Source organism: Pantoea sp. ACRSB (assembly GCF_022346905.1).
Taxonomy (GTDB): domain Bacteria; phylum Pseudomonadota; class Gammaproteobacteria; order Enterobacterales; family Enterobacteriaceae; genus Pantoea; species Pantoea piersonii.
In genome coordinates, this window is sequence record NZ_JAKRNL010000017.1 from 1 (window position 1) to 18981 (window position 18981).

Sequence of the window (18981 nt, forward strand, 5' to 3'; positions counted from 1 at the left end):
CGGTGATGCTGCCAACTTACTGATTTAGTGTATGATGGTGTTTTTGAGGTGCTCCAGTGGCTTCTGTTTCTATCAGCTGTCCCTCCTGTTCAGCTACTGACGGGGTGGTGCGTAACGGTAAAAGTACTGCCGGACATCAGCGCTATCTCTGCTCTCACTGCCGTAAAACATGGCAACTGCAGTTCACTTACACCGCTTCTCAACCCGGTACGCACCAGAAAATCATTGATATGGCCATGAATGGCGTTGGATGCCGGGCAACCGCCCGCATTATGGGCGTTGGCCTCAACACGATTTTACGTCACTTAAAAAACTCAGGCCGCAGTCGGTAACCTCGCGCATACAGCCGGGCAGTGACGTCATCGTCTGCGCGAAAATGGACGAACAGTGGGGCTACGTCGGGGCTAAATCGCGCCAGCGCTGGCTGTTTTACGCGTATGACAGGCTCCGGAAGACGGTTGTTGCGCACGTATTCGGTGAACGCACTATGGCGACGCTGGGGCGTCTTATGAGCCTGCTGTCACCCTTTGACGTGGTGATATGGATGACGGATGGCTGGCCGCTGTATGAATCCCGCCTGAAGGGAAAGCTGCACGTAATCAGCAAGCGATATACGCAGCGAATTGAGCGGCATAACCTGAATCTGAGGCAGCATCTGGCAAGGCTGGGACGGAAGTCGCTGTCGTTCTCAAAATCGGTGGAGCTGCATGACAAAGTCATCGGGCATTATCTGAACATAAAACACTATCAATAAGTTGGAGTCATTACCATTTTTACTGCTTAATCAGAAAATTATGTCTTGAGTCAATGCGATGGTTTTTTATCATTTCTCTGAAAAAAACGGCCCTCTCAGGGCCGGAATTTGGTGGCAGCGTCTCTTTTGTTTTTGTACTGTCTTCACGTCCCGGTGCTCCTCTTCATTGCCACAAGCACAAGCGGCTAAAAATAAATTTATTTACGCTTAGCCCACATATTCGTTAAACAGCCACCAGTTCTTTAGTTCATGCATATACAGTTGAAGCCCCGGCAGAAAACCTGAGGTCACTATATCTGAACGTCCCGATCCAGATTATATAGAACCGGTGCCTGATGATGCTGAAAGCCCGGCTTACCGTAATGAAGACGATGAGGAAGAAGAACACGACAAAACAGATGACAAAAATCTTTTCCATGAAGATGACCATTTCTCGAATCCAGCGAAAGATATCTAAAACCGCCTCCGGGCGGTTTTTTACTGACGTCTGTAATGCCAGTGAGGCCCGGGTCATACTTCGCGTTGAAAAAAACGCGGCATCAGACGGGAAACATAAAAACAAAATCGCCAGGCGGTATGAAAACTGCCGACAGCCGTTTTACATATTTTCTTTAAAGACTAAATAAAACGGCTGTTGCTTCAGTTAAACGGCACGGCGTATTGCCGGGCCAGCCCTCAGCGACCAGGTCTTTTGTGAGCAGTGAACGTGCGAGTGATAAACCCCTTGCAGGGGTTGACCTTGCCGCTACTATCAGACCCCAGCCGGGAGGACCGAAACGCCACGTGGTCCGGCGGAGCTTACCGGCTCTGCCAGTTAGCGCACCAGGACTGACGACACGGAAACGCCGGGGAGCCAGAGAGGCCAGTAGAGTGTTGATTTTTGTGTTCGCTATGTGCCAGAAGCGGATATCGGCAAGAAATGCACTACGATGATATGTGTACAGCTGTGCCGAAAGAATCCGTATCCCAGGCGCATCAGACTGCAACGAACGGATCAGAGAAAGGCGTTATCTGATTATGTCTTCGGTTATATTATGTGACCGGGTTGTTTCTCTTTCAGTCTTATGTTTTTATAGCCAGGCTAATAATATTGTTTGCATCATTCTTTCCCGGTCCCGGATACGTTTGCGCCCGCGGCGGATAAAACCAACCTGCTGACAGCACTCAGAATAAGTTTTAGTTAAAATAAACGCAGCACCGCTTTTGTTGTGCTCAGGTCCGCCCGGGCTTACCGGTAAAATAAAAACGCAGCTCCAGCTGTGTGATTCAGTAAAGCAGATAGATGTTTTCGCCTCCCCCGGTCCGCCGGGGATTTTTTATATGTCTCTGTTGTCCGGGGGGCAGGACCGCTGATTACTGCTACCTTTTCCAGATAACCCCCTGTTTTCCGGAGTAAGACCTTGCCCTTAACCCGTATCAGGAAAACGGAACGTTCCGTGCTCCTGTTCCTGCTTTTCATCAGCGTTTTTATCGTAACGGCGTGCAGCTGGGCGCTATGGCAGTCCTGGCAGGACCGGCTGGCAGACGCTGCCGTTCAGGCCCGCAATCAGGCCCTGTCCCTGTCCCGCCAGGCGCAGGATACATTTCTGCAGGTCAGCATTGCTCTGGATGAAATCGCCCGCAAGGCCGATGATGTCTATGCCCGGCCTGAAGCTTACAGTGGCAAACGCGGGCTGCTGGCCGCACAGTCGGTTTCCCTGCCTCAGCTGGAAGGCCTGTTTGTGTATGACGCCGAGGGTAACTGGCTGGCCACCTCTCTGGACCAGCGTTCTCCACACATGAACAACGCAGACCGGGACTATTTTATCCGGCACCGGGAATATGCCGATGAAGGTGTTCATATCGGACAGGTCATCCGCAGCCGCAGCTCGGGAGAGCTGATTATTCCGGTCTCCCGGCGCCTGAATGATGCTGAGGGTCATTTTCGGGGCGTGGTGCTCGGCACCGTTAAGGTAGGCTATTTCCGGCAGTTCTACGGCTGGTATGAACAGAGCCCGGGGGACATGCTGGCCCTGATGAACATGGAAGGTATTTTGCTGTATTCCCGGCCCTTTCCGGACAGCGACATAAACCGCAGCCTTTCATCCAGCCCCCTCTTCACTACCCTGCTCAGGGAATCCCGTATCGGCAGTGATACCTGGGACAGCCGCATGGACGGGCAGAGGCGCCTGTTCGGCTATGCCCGCCTGGAGCGCTATCCGCTGGTTGTGGCGGTGGGTTATGAAACCCGGATGCTTCGCGATGCCTGGTGGCGGAATAATATCACCGGTATCAGTGTGAATATTTTTACGTGGCTGCTGGTTCTGCTGTTCGGCTTTCTGGTGCTTCGCCAGTTGCACGCCACCCTGCGCAGCCAGCAGGACCTGCTGCGTGCCCGGGATGAGCTGACGCGGCTCAACAGTACGCTCAGCGACCTGGCCATGCTCGACGGCCTGACGAACCTCGGTAACCGGCGGCAGTTTGATTTTTACCTGGAGAAAAGCCTGAGCGCTGCCCGGGGTCCGGTATCCCTGGTTATGTTTGATGTGGATTACTTCAAACGCTACAACGATACGTATGGTCATATCGCCGGCGACAGCTGTCTCAAGAAAGTGGCTGCTGTGCTGAAACATCTTCCGCTGCGCAGCACTGATCGGGTGGCGCGGTATGGTGGGGAAGAGTTTGCCATTATCCTGCCGGGCACCAGTGCCCGGGACGCCGAGAAAGTGGCCCACCGGGCACTGGAAGCCATTCGCCGGGCAGCCCTGCCGCATGAAGCCACCGAACTGCCGGAGCGGATTGTCACCCTGAGCGCCGGCATCAGCGCCTCTGTAGCGGTTGACACCCCGGAGTCCCTGAAACTTGCCGCTGACGGCGCACTTTACGCCGCCAAACAGGCGGGGCGTAACTGCATTTCGGGTACGCAGGGCATTTGTCTGCTCTGACTGAAAACATAACGTCAGGTGTTTTTTGAGGCCTTCACCGATTAAGTATATGAATATTTTGATAAATGTTCTCATCGCAGAAAATGCGCGCCATTCCACGGGGGCAGGTAAGTTTTTATTCCGGGTCGGCCTGTGCCGACCTGATTTTTTCGCTTTACGGCCGGGCACAAAGAGCCTGTGTGGTAACAGCGCTTTTGGTCGTAAACGGTACGGGCAGGCAAACGTCACCGGAAAGAGCTATCCCCTGCGCTAAAAAATCAGCTCCTGTGCTTATCTGGGCTGACGGGCACCCGAAAATGTACTGTAACAGCGGATGCGCTATTACCGGCTCTGCCGGTTAGCTGAGCGGAGCTTGACAACCCGGTAATGCCGGGGAATCGAAGGAGGCCATCAGCTGTTGATAACAGCGTCCGCTATGTGCCAGAGGCGGACCGTGGTGTTATCGATAGCCACAAAGATGCTCTGCAAGCCAGTCATATGAAATGCTGAAAAAGTATTAACGCATACCAGAATTGCATAACAAGTAATTTCTTCCATGCTTAATACGTAAACTAAGCAAAGGAGAAATCATGTTAGACGAATACAAAAAATGTATCGAAGCCTGCTATTTGTGCGCAGCTGCATGTGACAACTGTGCAGCTTCATGTCTTGAAGAAAAGAACCTTGAGATGATGCGCGAGTGCATAAAACTGGATATGCAGTGTGCGAATCTTTGCCGGCTTGCAGCTCAATTCATGACACTTAATAGCGAATCTGCTCAGGATCTTTGTCGGCTTTGCGCTGATGTTTGTCAGAAGTGCGGCGATGAGTGTGGAAAGCATGAACATGACCATTGCCAGGATTGCTCCAGAGCTTGTCATCACTGCGCCGAACAGTGCAGAAAGATGTCCGCCTGAAAAGTAATTTAAGTGACCACACCCGCTTTGGCGGGTTTTCTATTCCCTCCAATAAGCCGCAGAAGAGGAGATGGATAAGTTTAGGGGGACAGGGGGAAAAGGATTTATCTGAGAGTACCAGCCTTAATGACAAGATGTGGGAAAAATTACTTTAATGACTTAACGTCCGCTTCTCGCTCAAAGCGGACTATGTGTCCGTGTTATGTCGCCAAGTGCCAGAAACTGAATTAGCAAATCACACATTAGCTAACTGCTTAAATGACTTATTGGCTATGGATATGTTTTTTAACTGATTGTCATTCACTCGCGTGCATGTCCATGCAACCGCACAGGGATAAAATGGAGCTTTTTTACGCGAAGGGGAGGGGTAAAGGTGCCGGAAACTGCCCGGACGCGCCGGGATCACGCTGAGGGCCTCTCAAGGATGCGGGCATGAACCCTTATGTGGCTGGCAGGGTTTGCCCGGCACCATAAAGAAGAGACTGATTACTAAATTCTCTCTACACACCCCGATAATGTAATGTAAAGCTCAACACCAGGGCTTTATCACAATGAAAAACTGATTTCTGGCGGCGCTACGGCACCTTTTTTGCCTGCGTCACAAGTTACTGCCAAAAACCCACCGGTAAAACAATCTCTCCTATGGTTTAAGGTCGGTGCTTAACATGAAGCGGGGGTGCTATGGCAGTATATCGTGGTGGAGCCGGAAACTTTGCGGAAAATCCGGAGTGGGCTGCAGAACTCGGACGGAAAGGCGGCCGTATGAGCGGAGGAAACTTCAGAAACAGCCCTGAGCGAGCAGTTGAAGCAGGAAGAAAAGGGAGCCAAATCAGCCGGAGAGGCCCTTCTAACCGCCAGGTTCGGTGAAACATGGTGACGAAGCCCGCCTCTGGCGGGCTTTCTAATGTCATGCATACATCGTTATGTTAAAAGAGAGTTTCCAGGCACCCGGGGAAAAGCTACATCTGACGGCAGACTTGCACGATGGCGCTTTTCTTTCCAGGCTTTCAGGGTGCTGATCCATGCTGGTTTCGGCACATTGGCCGTAAATTATGAACATGATTTGTTGTTCAGCCCGCTAAAGAAAGATGGCGGGTCTTTTGCTTGTGGTTGCGGGCAGCCAGCCTGACGTTTTCCCGGCTGGCTGAAAAAAAACCGAAGCCTGACCGGAAGCGCCGGGACGGTAAATCGGACAGTGAAATGCGCGTCAGGAAAGGCCGCTGCTCACTGTAATATGCACCTGTATTAGTGCTGTTTTTCTCTAGAGTTAAGAGAGTCAACTCCTGCTGGTTTCAGCCCGGACAAACCATATTGAATCTTCTCTCAGGGTCAAAATGGCGGTTTTTTGTGTGTTTCGCATATTCGCCAGCGCTAAATTCTTCATAATCCTGCCCGATAATCACACTGCCCATGCCCGGGAAATTAAACAATTAATAGCTTTTTACGGCTTCCTTTTTACGGGTGCTTTTTCATCTGGCAGCTGCGCTTTTCCGTACGGGAAGGTGAAAAAAGCTCACGGAGCCGGCCATATCCGGTGGCGGGCACCCTTCCTGCTTCCGCCCCGGCGTCTTGAAGTTGGTGGAAAATAAAATCTGTGAAGCAGAAAAACAGGAGATCAGGGCGTTACTCAGGAAGGTCATTCTGAAACTGATTGAGAACGGGGGCAACAAGCAGATCCAGGACATCATCTGTTCGCTGTATAGCTTGAGCATGCGTACTGACGATCCTGTTATCCGCCGACACTGCCAGAAGGCCATACGGATGCTGGCCAGAAAAATGCCTTGATCTGCACAATGCTGCGTCTGCGACTATGGTTTTCTCTTTGATGCCTTCTGTTAGGCAGATACAAGCCATTTTATTTAAAAAGCTTAATCCATTATAGAACTTAAATATTTTTCATCTGTCGAATCAGTTACAGAGATATTCCTCTGTAATTAATTTTCCCCGCCCTGAGCGGGTTTTTTTGTCCTGAAAACGGATGCGTAGCCTGAAGGTATGAAGCGAATCCACCACAACTATTCGGCACTAAGGCGTAAAAAGCTCTCTGCATGTTTTTGTCATGGACTTACCGGAAACATCTTTTGGGTTACCTTCTTCGCGGCAGTTCTTGACCGCACTGTTATGTTAAAAGTGAATCGCCACGGATAATCTAGACACTTCCTAGCCGTTGATAATACTGGTTTTCATATTCTGTCGGTGACATCTGATCGCTGGAACCATGCCGACGCTTACTGTTATAAAACATTTCGATGTAATCAAAAATATCGCTGCGGGCTTCTTCCCGCGTTCCGTAGATCTTTTTCTTTATCCGTTCGCGTTTCAACAACTGGAAAAAGCTTTCTGCAACCGCATTATCATGGCAGTTACCGCGACGGCTCATGCTGCCCTCCAGGCCGTGTGATTTCAGGAACGACTGCCACTCATGGCTTGTGTACTGACTGCCCTGATCCGAATGAACCAGCACCTGTTTTTGGGGATTACGGCGCCATACAGCCATCAGCAGTGCGTTCAGGACAATGTCCTTTGTCATCCGGGATTGCATGGACCAGCCGATAATTTTGCGTGAGAACAGATCAACAACCACGGCAAGATACAGCCAGCCTTCGTGGGTCCTGATGTAGGTTATGTCCGTTACCCAACGCTTATCCGGAGCATCCGGATTGAACTGTCGCTGGAGCCTGTTGGGCGACACGATACTGGCCTCGCCTTTACGTGCCCGCGGGCTCCGGTATCCGACCTGAGCCTTTATCCCGACACGTTTCATCAGTCGCCAGACTCTGTTCACTCCGCACTGTTGCCCGCTGTCCCGCAGATCCAGATGGATTTTGCGATAACCATAGACGCATCCCGATTCCAGCCAGAACTGTTTAATCTGTCCTGTCAGTCTCAGGTCTGCCTGATGGCGTTGTGAATGCGGCTGCTGAAGCAAGGCGTAAAAACCAATGGGATGAACATCCAGCACCCGACAGAGCAGGCGAACAGGCCAGCAACAGGTGTTGTCACGGATAAAGGCGTACCTCAGTCGGACAGCTTTGCGAAGTACGCCGCGGCTTTTTTTAATATGTCCCGTTCGTCGGTAACCCGCTTCAGCTCTTTCTGGAGACGGCGGATCTCGGCCTGAGCATCTGACTGTTCTTTATTAGCGGAAGAATCCGGACCGTACTTCTTTATCCAGGCGTAAAGGCTGTGGGTGGTGATATCGAGACGTGTTGCAACGCTGGCAACAGAATAACCGCGATCAACAACCTGTTTGACTGCTTCAATTTTAAACTCTTCGGGATAACGCTTACCGCTCATGGGCACCTCTCTTTAAGCCATCTTAAATGACTCTGAGGTGTCTGTTAAACCCGTGGCGATTCAATTATCCTTTTACATTATATGCATGAGTAGCTTTTTGAGACGAGCGCATCGATTAACTGGCCATGCTGCTAGCAAATAAAAGCGAGTTTGAAGGTAATAAAATAAATACGCTGACCTTAAATCACATTTGGCTATGCAGGTCATAATAAAATTTTCCCGAATGGTCGGGCGGGGTGGGTGCAGAACAGCACTATAGAAAGAAGATGTAACGCGCTACCCGGCATAACAGATGATATCATTGGGCATAAAAGACAGTGTTATTCGTAGAAAGGGTAGATAGGTGGAAGATAGCTCTGAATCTAAAATAGCTGTTGTTGGCAGCATATTAGTTACATCATTCATAAACACTTCCATATACCCCCACCCGAGCCGGACCTGAAACCCCATGCCCCTCTCCGGCAAAAATCCGGAGCCAGACCTGAAGCCCGGTTGCCCCCCTGACCAGCCGCCGCCGCCCGGCCCGCAGGGCCGGTATCTTTGTGGCTTATAGATGCGTGCTGTAACTAATAGGGTGGGTGTCGCTGTGGGTTGTGCGGCTGAAACGTTCTTTTGTCTTCGACCGTCTGGCTTCAGTGCACCTGACAGGCCGCTGCTTAAAACGGCGGTCGGGCAGGGCGACTAAAGTAGGGCCTATAAGGTCTTCGCGGTCCATTTGGCTCTTTAAGCCACTCAAATTACATCTTCTGTATACTTGTATAAGAGCAACTCACAATCGGCATACCGATATGGATATTGAGGTAATAAGTTGTATTGCTGATTGAAGGGCATATTATAAATTAGTGTATTAACTCTCATTCCTCTGAAAAGTCGTTATGTTTCGCAATACTGTAAATTTTCTATCAATTCTTTGGCGTAGCATCTTGGCGCATAAGGTTAAAGTCTCCGGTGTGCTGGTTTTAATTGCAGTCATGTGCGGCTATATCAATGATATCGGCGCGACGTTTAGCAGCGTCGAACAATGGCTAAACAATAAAAAAGAAACTCTCGTTGTCATAAAAGCGCGGCTGAAACCTTACCGGTTCAGACCGGACATCCGTGAGGCCCGCGACGAAGCATTCCTTGTAATGGAACTCCGTAATTATGGCAGCACTACAGCTATGCTGACCGCCGCTAGTATTAAAGTCACTGGCAGTCACGTTGCGCGTGAAGGAAAAGCAGGCTGGTATGGGCGCTGTTCGCTGTCTTCCGACAAAAACGCCAACAACCCACTCAGTATTGCACCGGGTGAAACAAAGTGGGTAATGGTAAACAATGCCATTGATTTGCCTGGGATGGCCGATCTGCTAGACCAACCTCCTTTCAGCGAGGTGTTTGTGGCAACACCCGAAGAACCTTATACCGTAGCAGAACACAATCTGATTACGCCATTGAACAGTCAGTTCTCTAAACTTTATGGTCCCAATGCGGCAATCGAAGCAACTGTATACGTCGGACCTGACGATGAACCACACCATTACAGTTTTCCGCTCGCAAAAGGCAAATCGATCTTTGAAAAAGATGGCAGCTTGCAACATGACTGGCTTTTAGCTAACTGGAAATATCCCACCGCAGGATTATGGCGTAGCCTATCGAAATCCTGTCTGGTGCCAAATGATTTTGAGTAGATTCTTTTCTGATCGTATCGGCAGTCTTTACTGCTTTAATGATCAATTTACCGGTTTAGCCGTCTCGCTGTCTAACAACTTAGTCATCATGTTAAACTTCGCTCAGGTACTGCCTGACCAGAGTACTGGGCTACCAGCCTGTACTTAATACATCATCAAAAGGTGACAGGAGTATTCACCCACAACACTTTGGCAACCGTTGTGCCGGTATTGCGGTAACCGTGCGGCACATTGCTGGGAAAATAGAACGAGTCCCCGACACTCAGTGCGTAAACCTGATCGCCAAGGTAAAGCGCAACCTCTCCCTCAAGCACATAGCCCATCTCTTCTCCGTGATGTTCAATCTGTCCGTCACTGGCGACACCGGGTTCAATAACATGAATATTGCCCTGCAACAGGCCGCCTTTATGGTGATGTGTTAGGTTTTCCAACTCAATGCCACCTTTCCTGTTACGGTGCACAAAGCGTTTGCGTTGGCGGCTGTCCGCCTTCATCACGGGTGAATCGGCCACCCAACTTTCAGCCATCAGGTCAGAGATGTTGGTTTCAAGTGCGGTGGCCAAACGGTGTAGCATTGCCAGAGACGGTGCAGCGACCTCATTCTCCAGCTTCGACAGCAAACTCTCTGAACAGCCGACTTTTTGCGCCAGTTGCTTCAGGGTGATCTCCTGCGCTAAGCGCGCATGGCGTAGTCGCATGCCTAAATCTGATAACCCTATTCCACTGGCTTCGCCGTTTTTTTTCATACTTTGCTTCTGTCACTTTCTATTAAAACGCCCGACATTGGCCGGGCACGTTAATGCCTGAACGAGCAGGCTGGCTTATCAAGCCGCTACGTAGAAATGCACCGGCTGTGGATCACAGCTGTTAATTGGCACGATATCCTGCGGGCATGCCGACATCACCACAATACAATCCAGCTCGGCACGAATCTCTACGTAGTCGCCTGCCTGGCTCACCGTTGGCAGCCAGGAGATGGAATTGTCGGCATTGACCGGGATATTCATCCACAGGTTCAGTGGCTGCGGCACTTCACGGGCGCGCAAACCGATAGCGTTTAGTGCCAGGCGCATATTGTCGGCACAGCTGTCGTGATAATCAGTCACGCCTAAATTTGTGTAACGATGCAGGTCACAAGCGGCTATCAGCGTATCGTGAATGCCTGGCGAAGTGTCAGTCAGCAGCGTACCAATCGGACGACGTTGGTTGGTGACTAATGCATCGCCTTCCTTCGGGATGATCTTATCAATATAGGCTCGGGTATGTTCCATCGAGGAGAACTCGCTGAGATCATCGCTGTTGAACAGCCAGGTATCGCAAACCTGACTGCCGGGCGTGTTGATAATACGAATAATTTGCCCCTTTCTCAAACGCACGGCGCAGCCGCAGCGTGCCGGCACAGTGTACAGCTCTCCAGGAATCGGCGTACCGTCTGCAGAAATCGCGGAAGATAACGTGGCGTTGCTGCCCAGCGCGCTGCCGTTGTCTTTGTCACAGCATGCAGGATAGGTTGATGTGCTCATGGATTAACTCCTTCAGGTTTATTGGCCAGTTCTGTCAGGCAGTGCGCTAACGCTTTGGCGCCAAGATAAAGATATTGAGGGTCAGTGTGCTCAGCCGGATTATGGCTAATACCACAATGGCTGGGGACGAAAAACATGCTGGTTGGGCAGTGTCCGGCAAGATGCATCGCATCGTGGAAGGCGCCGGACATCAGCTTCATCGCCGCGATTCCCAGCGCCTCAGCGCTGGCATGCTGCTGTGATATCAATCCGACGTCAAAGGCCACTGGCTGATGATGAAACAGGCTTTTGACCTGAACATTCACAGCGGCAAATTGCTGCATGACGGCGTCAAACTCCGCGAGAACTGAAGTGTCAGCATGGCGAAAATCTATGGTAAAACTCACCCGCGAGGCGGTAGTGTTAATGGCGTTTGGCGCTATGTCCCAGCGCCCAAAAGTCAAACGTAATTCTTCCGCTGGCAGATGCGCCATCGCCAGTTCGACCTGATGAGCCGTGTGACGGGCGAGCGTCATCGCATCCTGACGCACAGCCATGGGCGTCGTGCCGGCGTGTGCAGATTCGCCGTAACAGGTAACCTGATACCAACGCACGCCCTGAATACCACTGACCACAGCCAGCGGCAGCGCGGCCTGCTCCAGCACGGGTCCCTGCTCAATATGTAGCTCAATAAAGGCAGCAAAGGGAACGCGGGCACGGCGGGGTAAATGGGGAAAACGGTCATGGCACCGTTGCAGCGCTTGCGCCACTGTGGTTCCACTTGCATCCTGATGAGCCAAATAATTGTTCAAGCGCGAGGGTTCGACATAAGCGCTGGATCCCATTGCGCCCGGGGCGAAACGACTGCCCTCTTCATTCATCCAGACTGCGACCTCGATTGGGCGACGCGTCGTAATCCCCGCATCATGCAATGCGCTCAGGCACTCCATTCCCGCGATAACGCCATAGCAACCGTCAAGATTTCCCCCAGACGGTTGGGTATCAATATGGCTGCCGGTAACCACAGGCGGCAAAGCCTCTTGTCCGGCACGACGAATGAAAAGATTGGCACTGTCATCGGTTATCACTTCACAGCCCAGTGAGCCGGCCCAATCGATTAACCAGGCGCGTGCATCCAGTTCCACAGTCGACAGTGCCTGGCGATCAACGCCACCATTTTCCTGCGCGCCAAAGCGGGCGAGTTGCGCCAGTCTGTCCAACAGACGCTGCTGGCTGACTTGCGCCACGACCTGCATTGGGGTGATATCAGGCATCGTTTATCTCCCCTTCGTCCAGTTGCAACGGGCGCTTAAACCAGGGCGCGAGGAAATTCTTCAGTCGATCGGTCTGGGGCTGACGAAACAGCTTATCTGGCGCACCGCTTTCAATAATCGAACCGCCCGCCATGAATACCATGCGTGAGGAAATTTTTGCAGCGAATGACATTTCATGGGTCACCATCACCATGGTCATCCCGTCATTGGCTAGGGCTTTCACCACGTCCTGTACCTCTTCCACACGCTCCGGGTCCAGTGCCGAAGTAGGCTCGTCCAGCAACATAAGCTCCGGCTCCAGCGCCAGTGCTCGGGCAATACCAACGCGCTGTTGTTGTCCTCCAGAAAGGCGAGCTGGCCGCGCACTGGCTTTTTCCGCCATTCCCACCTGCGCCAGTGCTTGCACCGCTTTCTTTCGCGCCACATCGCGTGGCGTTTTCTTGCCAAGGATTAGCGGTGCGCAGACATTTTCTAATACCGTCATATGTGGCCACAGATTAAATTGCTGAAACACCATAGCCAGTGGACGACGCACCTCGGCAATCAACGCTGCGCTGTCACGATCTTTCAGGCTACGGCTGTTGCTGCTGTACCCCAGAAGCTGCCCTTTGATCAGCACGTCTCCTTCGTCATAGGCTTCGAGAAAATTCATGCAGCGCAGCGCGGTGGTTTTACCCGAGCCTGAAGGGCCGATAAGCGTCACGATCTCACCGGTACTGACGGTGAGATTGATATCCGCAAGCACCCGATTGTCGGCAAATGACTTGCCAACACGGCGTAGTTCAAGAATAGGTTGGGGATGCATGCTCTTATCCTTCTACAGAAGTGCGGCTCAACAGACGCACGCCGATACTGACACCCTGAGCCAGCAGCCAGTAGCTGAGGATCAACAGGGTGTACGGCACGATATAGGTGTAGGTGTTGGCGACAATTTGCCCGGTCGTCATAGTCAGTTCAGGCACGGTAATCACCGAAGCCACCGCGCTTTCTTTAATCGTGGAAATAAACTGATTACCCAGTAATGGAAGGCTGAAACGAAGCGCCTGCGGCGTCTGGATATGCCAGAAGCTTTTCCAGGCAGAAATATCGTGTACCTGCGCAGCTTCCAGTTGTCCGACACTGATGCTCTTCCATGCAGCGCGGAAAATTTCGCTGAAGTAAGCGGTACTGTATAGTGCCAGTGAAATCACTGTGGCTTCGACGGCGCTAAGCGTGATGCCGATTGCCGGCAGGCCAAAGTAGAACACCGCCAGCTGCGCTAAATAGGGTGTGCCGCGTACCAGCCAGACATAAGTGCGCCACAATCCGTACAATAACGTATTCATACGGCTTATGGCCTGCGCAGCGAAACCGATGAGAGCGCCTGACAACGCAGCACATAAACTGATACCGAGCGTAACGACGAGAGCGTGACCAAAATCGGGAATATAGAGCAGGAAGTCGTTCATTGGCCCTCCTTCTGCCAGCGGCGTTCAGCATAGCTGCCCAGCAGCGAAAGCAGGCTGGTGAGCACCAGGTACGACAGCGCGATAGCAATATAGACTTCCAGCGGCCGGTAGGTTGAGGAGGCAAGTTGTTGCCCGACTCGCATCAGATCCGTAATGGCAATCACTGACACTACTGCAGAAGCCTTGATCACGTCGATCAACTCGGAAATTAACGACGGTAACGTCAAACGCAGCACCTGCGGGATCTGGATATGCCACAGCGCCTGGCGTGGCGTCAGCCCACAGATTGACGCAGCCTCCAGTTGTCCTGGCGCAATGGCCTGAAAACCGCTGCGCAAAATCTGTGACTGGTAAGCTGCGGTATTCAACGTGAGTGCGATAACAGCGGCCAGGTAGCCAGGCAATGACAGGCCCAGCTCACCCGGCAGGTAATAACAGAGCAAGACCTGTGCAATAACCGGCGTGCCACGAAACAGGCTGATATACACACGGGCGACTCTGCACACGATTGATGACCGGCCGTTCTCCATCAGATAAATCACCACACCGACAAAAAAACCAGCAACGATGGCAACGATGCACAATGAGGCGGTAGTCACCGCGCCATTCATTAACATCGGCAGCCAACGGGTCAGCAGCGAGAAGAATTCACCCATGTTCTCACCACTTACAGTGCGGGTGCGGGCATTTTGTCCGCCGGCACGTCCATCACGAAACCAAACCATTTCTGCTGAAGGGCTTTCATCGTGCCATCTTTGTTGGCTTCGCTGATGCCATCGCTGAGAAGCTTCACTAAAGATGCGCTGTCAGTATCCTGACGCCCGACCCAACCGAAATAGGTAGTGGGTCCGAGCATGGGCTTCAGGGTGGTGAAAAGGCCCGGGCGTGACTTGATCAGGGGACCAAGGTTGGCAAGAGATTGCGCGACGCCATCCAGACGTTTGTTTGCCAGATCGGCGTAGGCCTCATCAAAAGAAACGTACTGCTTGATCTCTTTGATGCCCGGCTTGCCGCTGGCCTTCAGTTTTGCGTTGAACTCCTGCAACACCTGCAACTGACCTGAGCCCGCTTGGGATCCGACTATTTTGCCGCTCAGATCCTCTAATGTGGTAATGGTGCCGTCATTTTCACGTTTAAGCAGCGCAACAGTAGATTCTGCAATCGGTACGGTAAACGCGAAGTGCGCAACGCGCTGTTTGTTTACGGTGACTGCCGTGACCACAAAATCGAATTTCCTGGCATCCAGCCCGGGCAGGATGCCCTGAAACGGCAGGTCAAGCTGTTTAACCGCCACGCCAGGCAGCTTTTTCTCCAGAATATGGTTCATCAGATCGACGTCATAACCCACGATCTTGCCGTTTTCTACCGACTCAAAGGGGGCGTAACGCGCCTCAGTCGCAATGGTGATAGTTTTTTCTTCTTTGATGCGATCCAGCACATCTGCACTGTGAGCCGTCGCGGAAAATCCGCCGATTACACATAGCATCGCCCAGTTGAGAGAAAGCGCCTTTTTACGTCGTTTCATGTTAGCCACCCCGGTGAAAGTATTTTGAAATTTATTCAAGTTACTTGAACAGGGTGAAATAAGCATGAAGCATGCCAGTCGAAAACCACCAGCACCAAAAAGTGATGCAATTTTTTTAAACACATGATTTTAAATTTAAAAAGCAATAATCTTATTTAGCAGATGTCGGCGTTTTACAGATAGGATTGCGAGGCTTGCTGGCTGCAAATGCACAGAAATAATGCAGCCGCGATATTTATTGGTGCAGAAAGAAAGGAGCACTGCAGAAGAAATGCCCCCTCGCAGAATAAGATGCGGACAAGAAGCGGCAGCGTAAAGCCAATGAAACGGATCGGATAAAGCTATAAAAGTCCCCGTCTTTCATCAGGTTGTTCTCTATCATCGTAAAACTCATCCAGACATTCGCACCTCATGCAAGAGCAATAAGAGGCTTTGCCTATAACAAAGCCTCTTATTTCTCTTGCTGTCTCGCGCTATGCCTTTCTTTTAGCCGTATGCGCGTCCAGCTCCCGGTTAAACGCTTCCGGATTTAAGTAGTCACGTAAGGCTTCCAGCACCAGTTGCTGCTGAGCGTTCCCGATACGTCTGTTGTTACCTGCCCCTGAGAAGTGGTCGGCTGAAGTGGTCAACAAAAACTGGCCACCGAGTTAGAGTTTTTCCAGTATCGGTTTTCCGATTCGTTTGGGGGTAACCCACCGTTATACCCATGCGGCCTTAGCGAGCTGTAATACCCGACGATATAGTCCGTGATCGCATGAGCAGCTTCGCTAAAGTTTATATAACCTGTCACTGGCACCCACTCGTTTTTCAGACTCCGGAAGAAGCGTTCCATCGGGCTGTTGTCCCAACAGTTTCCACGTCGGCTCATACTCTGCCTGATTTGGCAACGCCACAGTAACTGCCGGAACTGCCTGCTTGTATAATGACTGCCCTGATCGCTGTGGAACATTACTCCGGCGGGCTTGCCGCGCGTTTCCCATGCCATTTCCAGCGCTTTAATGGTGAGCCTGCTGTTCGGTGAGAACGACATTGCCCAGCCCACTGGTTTTCTTGCGAACAGGTCAAGAACAACGGCGAGGTACGCCCAGCGCTTACCTGTCCAGATATAGGTCACATCACCGCACCTGGTTTGGCTCTGTTACAGCGAACTGTCGCTCAAGATGATTCGGGATAGCTACGTGCTCATGACCGCCACGCTTATACCGGTGAGTCGGCTGCTGGCAACTGACCAGCCCCAGCTCTTTCATGAGCCTGCCAGCAAGCCAGCGCCCCATCTGGTAGCCTCTCTGGGTTGCCATTGTGGCGATGCTTCTTGCTCCGGCCGAACCGTGGCTGATGCCATGTAGCTCAAGTACCTGACTGCGTAATACAGCCCGTCTGCCGTCTGGTTTTTCAGGACGGTTTTTCCAGTATCTGTAGCTACTGCGGTGAACCCCGAACACGTGGCAGAGAGTGGTCACAGGATAACGCGCCCTGAGTTTCCCGATTATTGAGAACTGTTCAGGGAGTCCGACATCAAGAGCGCGGTAGCCTTTTTTAATATATCGTTTTCCATTTCAATGCGTCGTAGCTTTTTCTTCAGCTCACGTATTTCAATCTGTTCTGGGGTTATAGGGGAGGCTTAAGGTATTTTGCCCTGTCGTTCATCCCGCAACTGCTTTACCCATCGCGTCATGGTAGAAGGACCCACATCCATAGCACTGGCCGCAGCTGCAACGGTGTAGTTCTGATCAAGGACCAACTGAGCGGATTCGCGTTTAAACTCTGCGCTGAAATTTCTTTTTTTCATTGAGGCACCTGTAATGTTCTGAGGTGAGCATATCACCTCTGTTCAGGTGGCCAAATTCAGTAAACCACTTCAGGATTTATATATGTTGACCAGGATGATATGGGGAACGGAACACTAAAACGCTCCCGTAAGAAAAGCTTCCACTGGTATAAAAAAGTCATCGCCACGAACGGAAAAGACCTCGGTAGTTAACACAGCACAGTCCTGGCAGCACTGTGCTGTCAGGACGTCTCATAATTCCGCGCGGATACCTCCCGGCCCTACTGTGCATTATTCCCGGGTACGGTCTTTCACCCAACGGCGGTATAATGCCGGATTCATACCGGTCATCCGGCTGAAGACCCTCCTGAAACTGCCCTCATCCGCGTAACCTGCATCAGCTGCGATCTGCTTTATGGTTTTAGCGGATGTTTCAAGTGCCAGCCTTGCCATTTCACACCTGATCCTGTCGATAAACTGTTTCGGTGACTCGCCTGTTTCCGCCTTTATACGCCTGTGAAAGGTTCGCTCCGAAATGGCAAGGCGCCGGCACAGCTCTCTTGTGGTAAGCAGCGTTGATGCTTCCTGCCTTATAAAAAATTCTGCACCGGGCAGAATACTGTCCGGCCGGCTGAGGTGCGCGGTGGGCATATAAACAGCCCTTGCGGGAGGCGTTGTATCCACTACAGTAAATTCTGCTGCAATGCGCGCAGCCTCCGCCCCCTCAAGCTGACGCACAACGTGTAAGGCCACATCAATCCATGAAAGCGGCCCGCCAGCCGTAACTATACGGTTATCCTCAGTCAGAGCATTGCCCCAGATGGCGTTTGCCCGGGGGTAACGGCGCTTGAGCTCATCGTACAGCCACCAGGTTGTCGTACATTTTCTGCCGTTGAGCAGCCCCGCCTCGCCCAGCATAAACACTCCGCTGCACGAGCCACAAGTCAGCGCGCCATGCACGTACTGTTGCCGTATCCATGACGCTATGCTGCCCAGTTTACCGAGCTGTGGCGGCGTGTTTGATGCATCGGGTACAAACCCGGGGATCAGAACCGCATCGCATGATTTGATATCTGCCAGTGCCGCATCGGCGGTCAGTAACCGCCCGCTTCCGTCGGTCACAGGCTGCCCGTCCGGACTTGCTGTCATGATATTAAAGGGTGACGGCTCCTTGCGAGCAGCTGATATGGCTCTTCCGGCAAGAGAGAACATATCAGCCAGCCCGGTATAGCCTGAAGCAAGGCATCCCGGGGAAGCAATAATGACTATCTTTTTCATGTCAGTCCTGTAGCTGGCCGAAAAAGCCGGTTTAATGGCAGATTCGCCACAGTGCCATGTTGCCTAACCCTGATACAATAATTCTCGTAAGAAAGCCATGATTATTACAACAGGAGAAAGAAACAATGAGTACAACAGCAGGACTGATTTCATTTAAAGCGAGAGAAGGAAAAGGCGCTGAAGTAGCAGAGCGCATAGCCGCTGCTTTGCCTCATGTTAATGCAGAAGAGGGCACCACTCACTGGCTGGTGATCCGTTCAGAAACGAGTCCTGAAACGGTTTTCCTTGTGGATCTGTTCAGTAGTACAGACTCAAGAGAACTCCATATGTCCGGTGAGGCAGCTAAACAAATATTCGCTACCGTACCCGCTCTGCTGGCAGAAGAACCACACATTCATCCTGCGGTTTTGATTGCGGCAAAAGGTATTTAATTCGGTACGTTATGAGTTCAGCTCTCATCTCATAGTGCACACAGAAGGCTGTAAATTTTACATGTCCGCTCTTCGCGGACATTTTTGATGAAAATTGGCTTTGTTGAATAAATCAGATTTCGGGTAAGTCTCCCCGTAGCGGGTTGTGTTTTCAGGCAATACGCACGCTTTCAGCCATACCTGCTTTCGTCATTTTGTTCAGCGCTCGTACCAGGGC

General features: G+C 51.6%; 16 protein-coding genes and 2 pseudogenes. 7 read left to right on the forward strand and 11 right to left on the reverse strand.

What is annotated here, in order from left to right:
• Positions 1–56 precede the first annotated feature (56 nt).
• The 4 genes from MHZ89_RS22100 to MHZ89_RS22115 all read left to right on the forward strand — a co-directional run bounded on the left by MHZ89_RS22100 (position 57) and on the right by MHZ89_RS22115 (position 5441).
• Positions 57–754 (forward strand): IS1-like element IS1A family transposase gene (locus MHZ89_RS22100; protein WP_310581374.1). Its coding sequence is split into 2 segments (ribosomal slippage): positions 57–306 and positions 306–754, totalling 699 coding nucleotides; the frame shifts between segments, so codons are not numbered across the junction.
• Between the two features lie 1400 nt (positions 755–2154).
• Positions 2155–3678: a sensor domain-containing diguanylate cyclase gene (locus MHZ89_RS22105; protein ID WP_227741453.1), complete on the forward strand. Its 1524-nt coding sequence runs from the start codon at positions 2155–2157 to the stop codon at positions 3676–3678.
• A gap of 569 nt (positions 3679–4247) precedes the next feature.
• Positions 4248–4574, forward strand: a complete 327-nt coding sequence (locus MHZ89_RS22110; protein ID WP_075203187.1) for a four-helix bundle copper-binding protein — start codon at positions 4248–4250, stop codon at positions 4572–4574.
• 681 nt (positions 4575–5255) lie between these two features.
• Positions 5256–5441 carry a general stress protein gene (locus tag MHZ89_RS22115; RefSeq protein ID WP_075203188.1) on the forward strand — a complete coding sequence of 62 codons (186 nt, stop codon included), beginning with the start codon at positions 5256–5258 and terminating at the stop codon, positions 5439–5441.
• Positions 5442–6723: 1282 nt separating this feature from the next.
• Here the strand turns inward: MHZ89_RS22115 and MHZ89_RS22120 are convergent.
• Positions 6724–7871 (reverse strand): IS3 family transposase gene (locus MHZ89_RS22120; protein WP_311784621.1). Its coding sequence is split into 2 segments (ribosomal slippage): positions 6724–7634 and positions 7634–7871, totalling 1149 coding nucleotides; the frame shifts between segments, so codons are not numbered across the junction.
• A gap of 875 nt (positions 7872–8746) precedes the next feature.
• Here MHZ89_RS22120 and MHZ89_RS22125 point away from each other — a divergent pair.
• Positions 8747–9538, forward strand: coding sequence for a hypothetical protein (locus MHZ89_RS22125; protein WP_311784622.1), 792 nt, complete (start codon positions 8747–8749; stop codon positions 9536–9538).
• Positions 9539–9693: 155 nt separating this feature from the next.
• Here MHZ89_RS22125 and MHZ89_RS22130 read toward each other — a convergent pair whose 3' ends face one another.
• The 8 genes and pseudogenes from MHZ89_RS22130 to MHZ89_RS22165 form a co-directional block, all read right to left on the reverse strand.
• A complete protein-coding gene (locus MHZ89_RS22130; protein ID WP_096073951.1) occupies positions 9694–10284 on the reverse strand; it encodes a cupin domain-containing protein in 591 nt (196 codons plus the stop codon).
• A gap of 78 nt (positions 10285–10362) precedes the next feature.
• Positions 10363–11061, reverse strand: coding sequence for an urea carboxylase-associated family protein (locus MHZ89_RS22135; RefSeq protein ID WP_287607707.1), 699 nt, complete (start codon positions 11059–11061; stop codon positions 10363–10365).
• The gene (locus MHZ89_RS22140) at positions 11058–12314 is read right to left on the reverse strand and encodes a M20 family metallo-hydrolase (RefSeq protein ID WP_227741452.1); all 1257 of its coding nucleotides are present in this window, start codon (positions 12312–12314) and stop codon (positions 11058–11060) included. The genes MHZ89_RS22135 and MHZ89_RS22140 overlap by 4 nt, the downstream gene beginning before the upstream one ends.
• On the reverse strand, positions 12307–13119 hold the full coding sequence (locus MHZ89_RS22145) for an amino acid ABC transporter ATP-binding protein (protein ID WP_089562624.1): 813 nt from the start codon (positions 13117–13119) through the stop codon (positions 12307–12309). The genes MHZ89_RS22140 and MHZ89_RS22145 overlap by 8 nt, the downstream gene beginning before the upstream one ends.
• A gap of 4 nt (positions 13120–13123) precedes the next feature.
• The gene (locus MHZ89_RS22150) at positions 13124–13762 is read right to left on the reverse strand and encodes an amino acid ABC transporter permease (RefSeq protein WP_096073950.1); all 639 of its coding nucleotides are present in this window, start codon (positions 13760–13762) and stop codon (positions 13124–13126) included.
• On the reverse strand, positions 13759–14418 hold the full coding sequence (locus MHZ89_RS22155; protein WP_287607697.1) for an amino acid ABC transporter permease: 660 nt from the start codon (positions 14416–14418) through the stop codon (positions 13759–13761). Before MHZ89_RS22155 ends, MHZ89_RS22150 begins: the two co-directional genes overlap by 4 nt.
• Before the next feature lie 11 nt (positions 14419–14429).
• Positions 14430–15287: a transporter substrate-binding domain-containing protein gene (locus MHZ89_RS22160; RefSeq protein WP_311784623.1), complete on the reverse strand. Its 858-nt coding sequence runs from the start codon at positions 15285–15287 to the stop codon at positions 14430–14432.
• 625 nt (positions 15288–15912) lie between these two features.
• A pseudogene (locus tag MHZ89_RS22165) lies at positions 15913–17076 on the reverse strand (IS3 family transposase).
• A gap of 72 nt (positions 17077–17148) precedes the next feature.
• On the opposite strand from MHZ89_RS22165, the pseudogene MHZ89_RS22170 reads away from it, so the two are divergent.
• Positions 17149–17268, forward strand: a pseudogene (locus MHZ89_RS22170) (family 1 glycosylhydrolase); the annotation flags it as partial.
• 78 nt (positions 17269–17346) lie between these two features.
• On the opposite strand, the gene MHZ89_RS22175 reads toward MHZ89_RS22170, so the two are convergent.
• On the reverse strand, positions 17347–18333 hold the full coding sequence (locus MHZ89_RS22175) for a GlxA family transcriptional regulator (protein ID WP_096073947.1): 987 nt from the start codon (positions 18331–18333) through the stop codon (positions 17347–17349).
• A gap of 125 nt (positions 18334–18458) precedes the next feature.
• Here MHZ89_RS22175 and MHZ89_RS22180 point away from each other — a divergent pair, with 125 nt between their 5' ends.
• Complete coding sequence (locus MHZ89_RS22180) at positions 18459–18764, forward strand: putative quinol monooxygenase (RefSeq protein WP_023328886.1); 306 nt, start codon at positions 18459–18461, stop codon at positions 18762–18764.
• Positions 18765–18915: 151 nt separating this feature from the next.
• On the opposite strand, the gene MHZ89_RS22185 is transcribed toward MHZ89_RS22180, so the two are convergent.
• On the reverse strand, positions 18916–18981 hold a 66-nt coding region (locus tag MHZ89_RS22185; RefSeq protein ID WP_311784624.1), incomplete at its 5' end, for a hypothetical protein.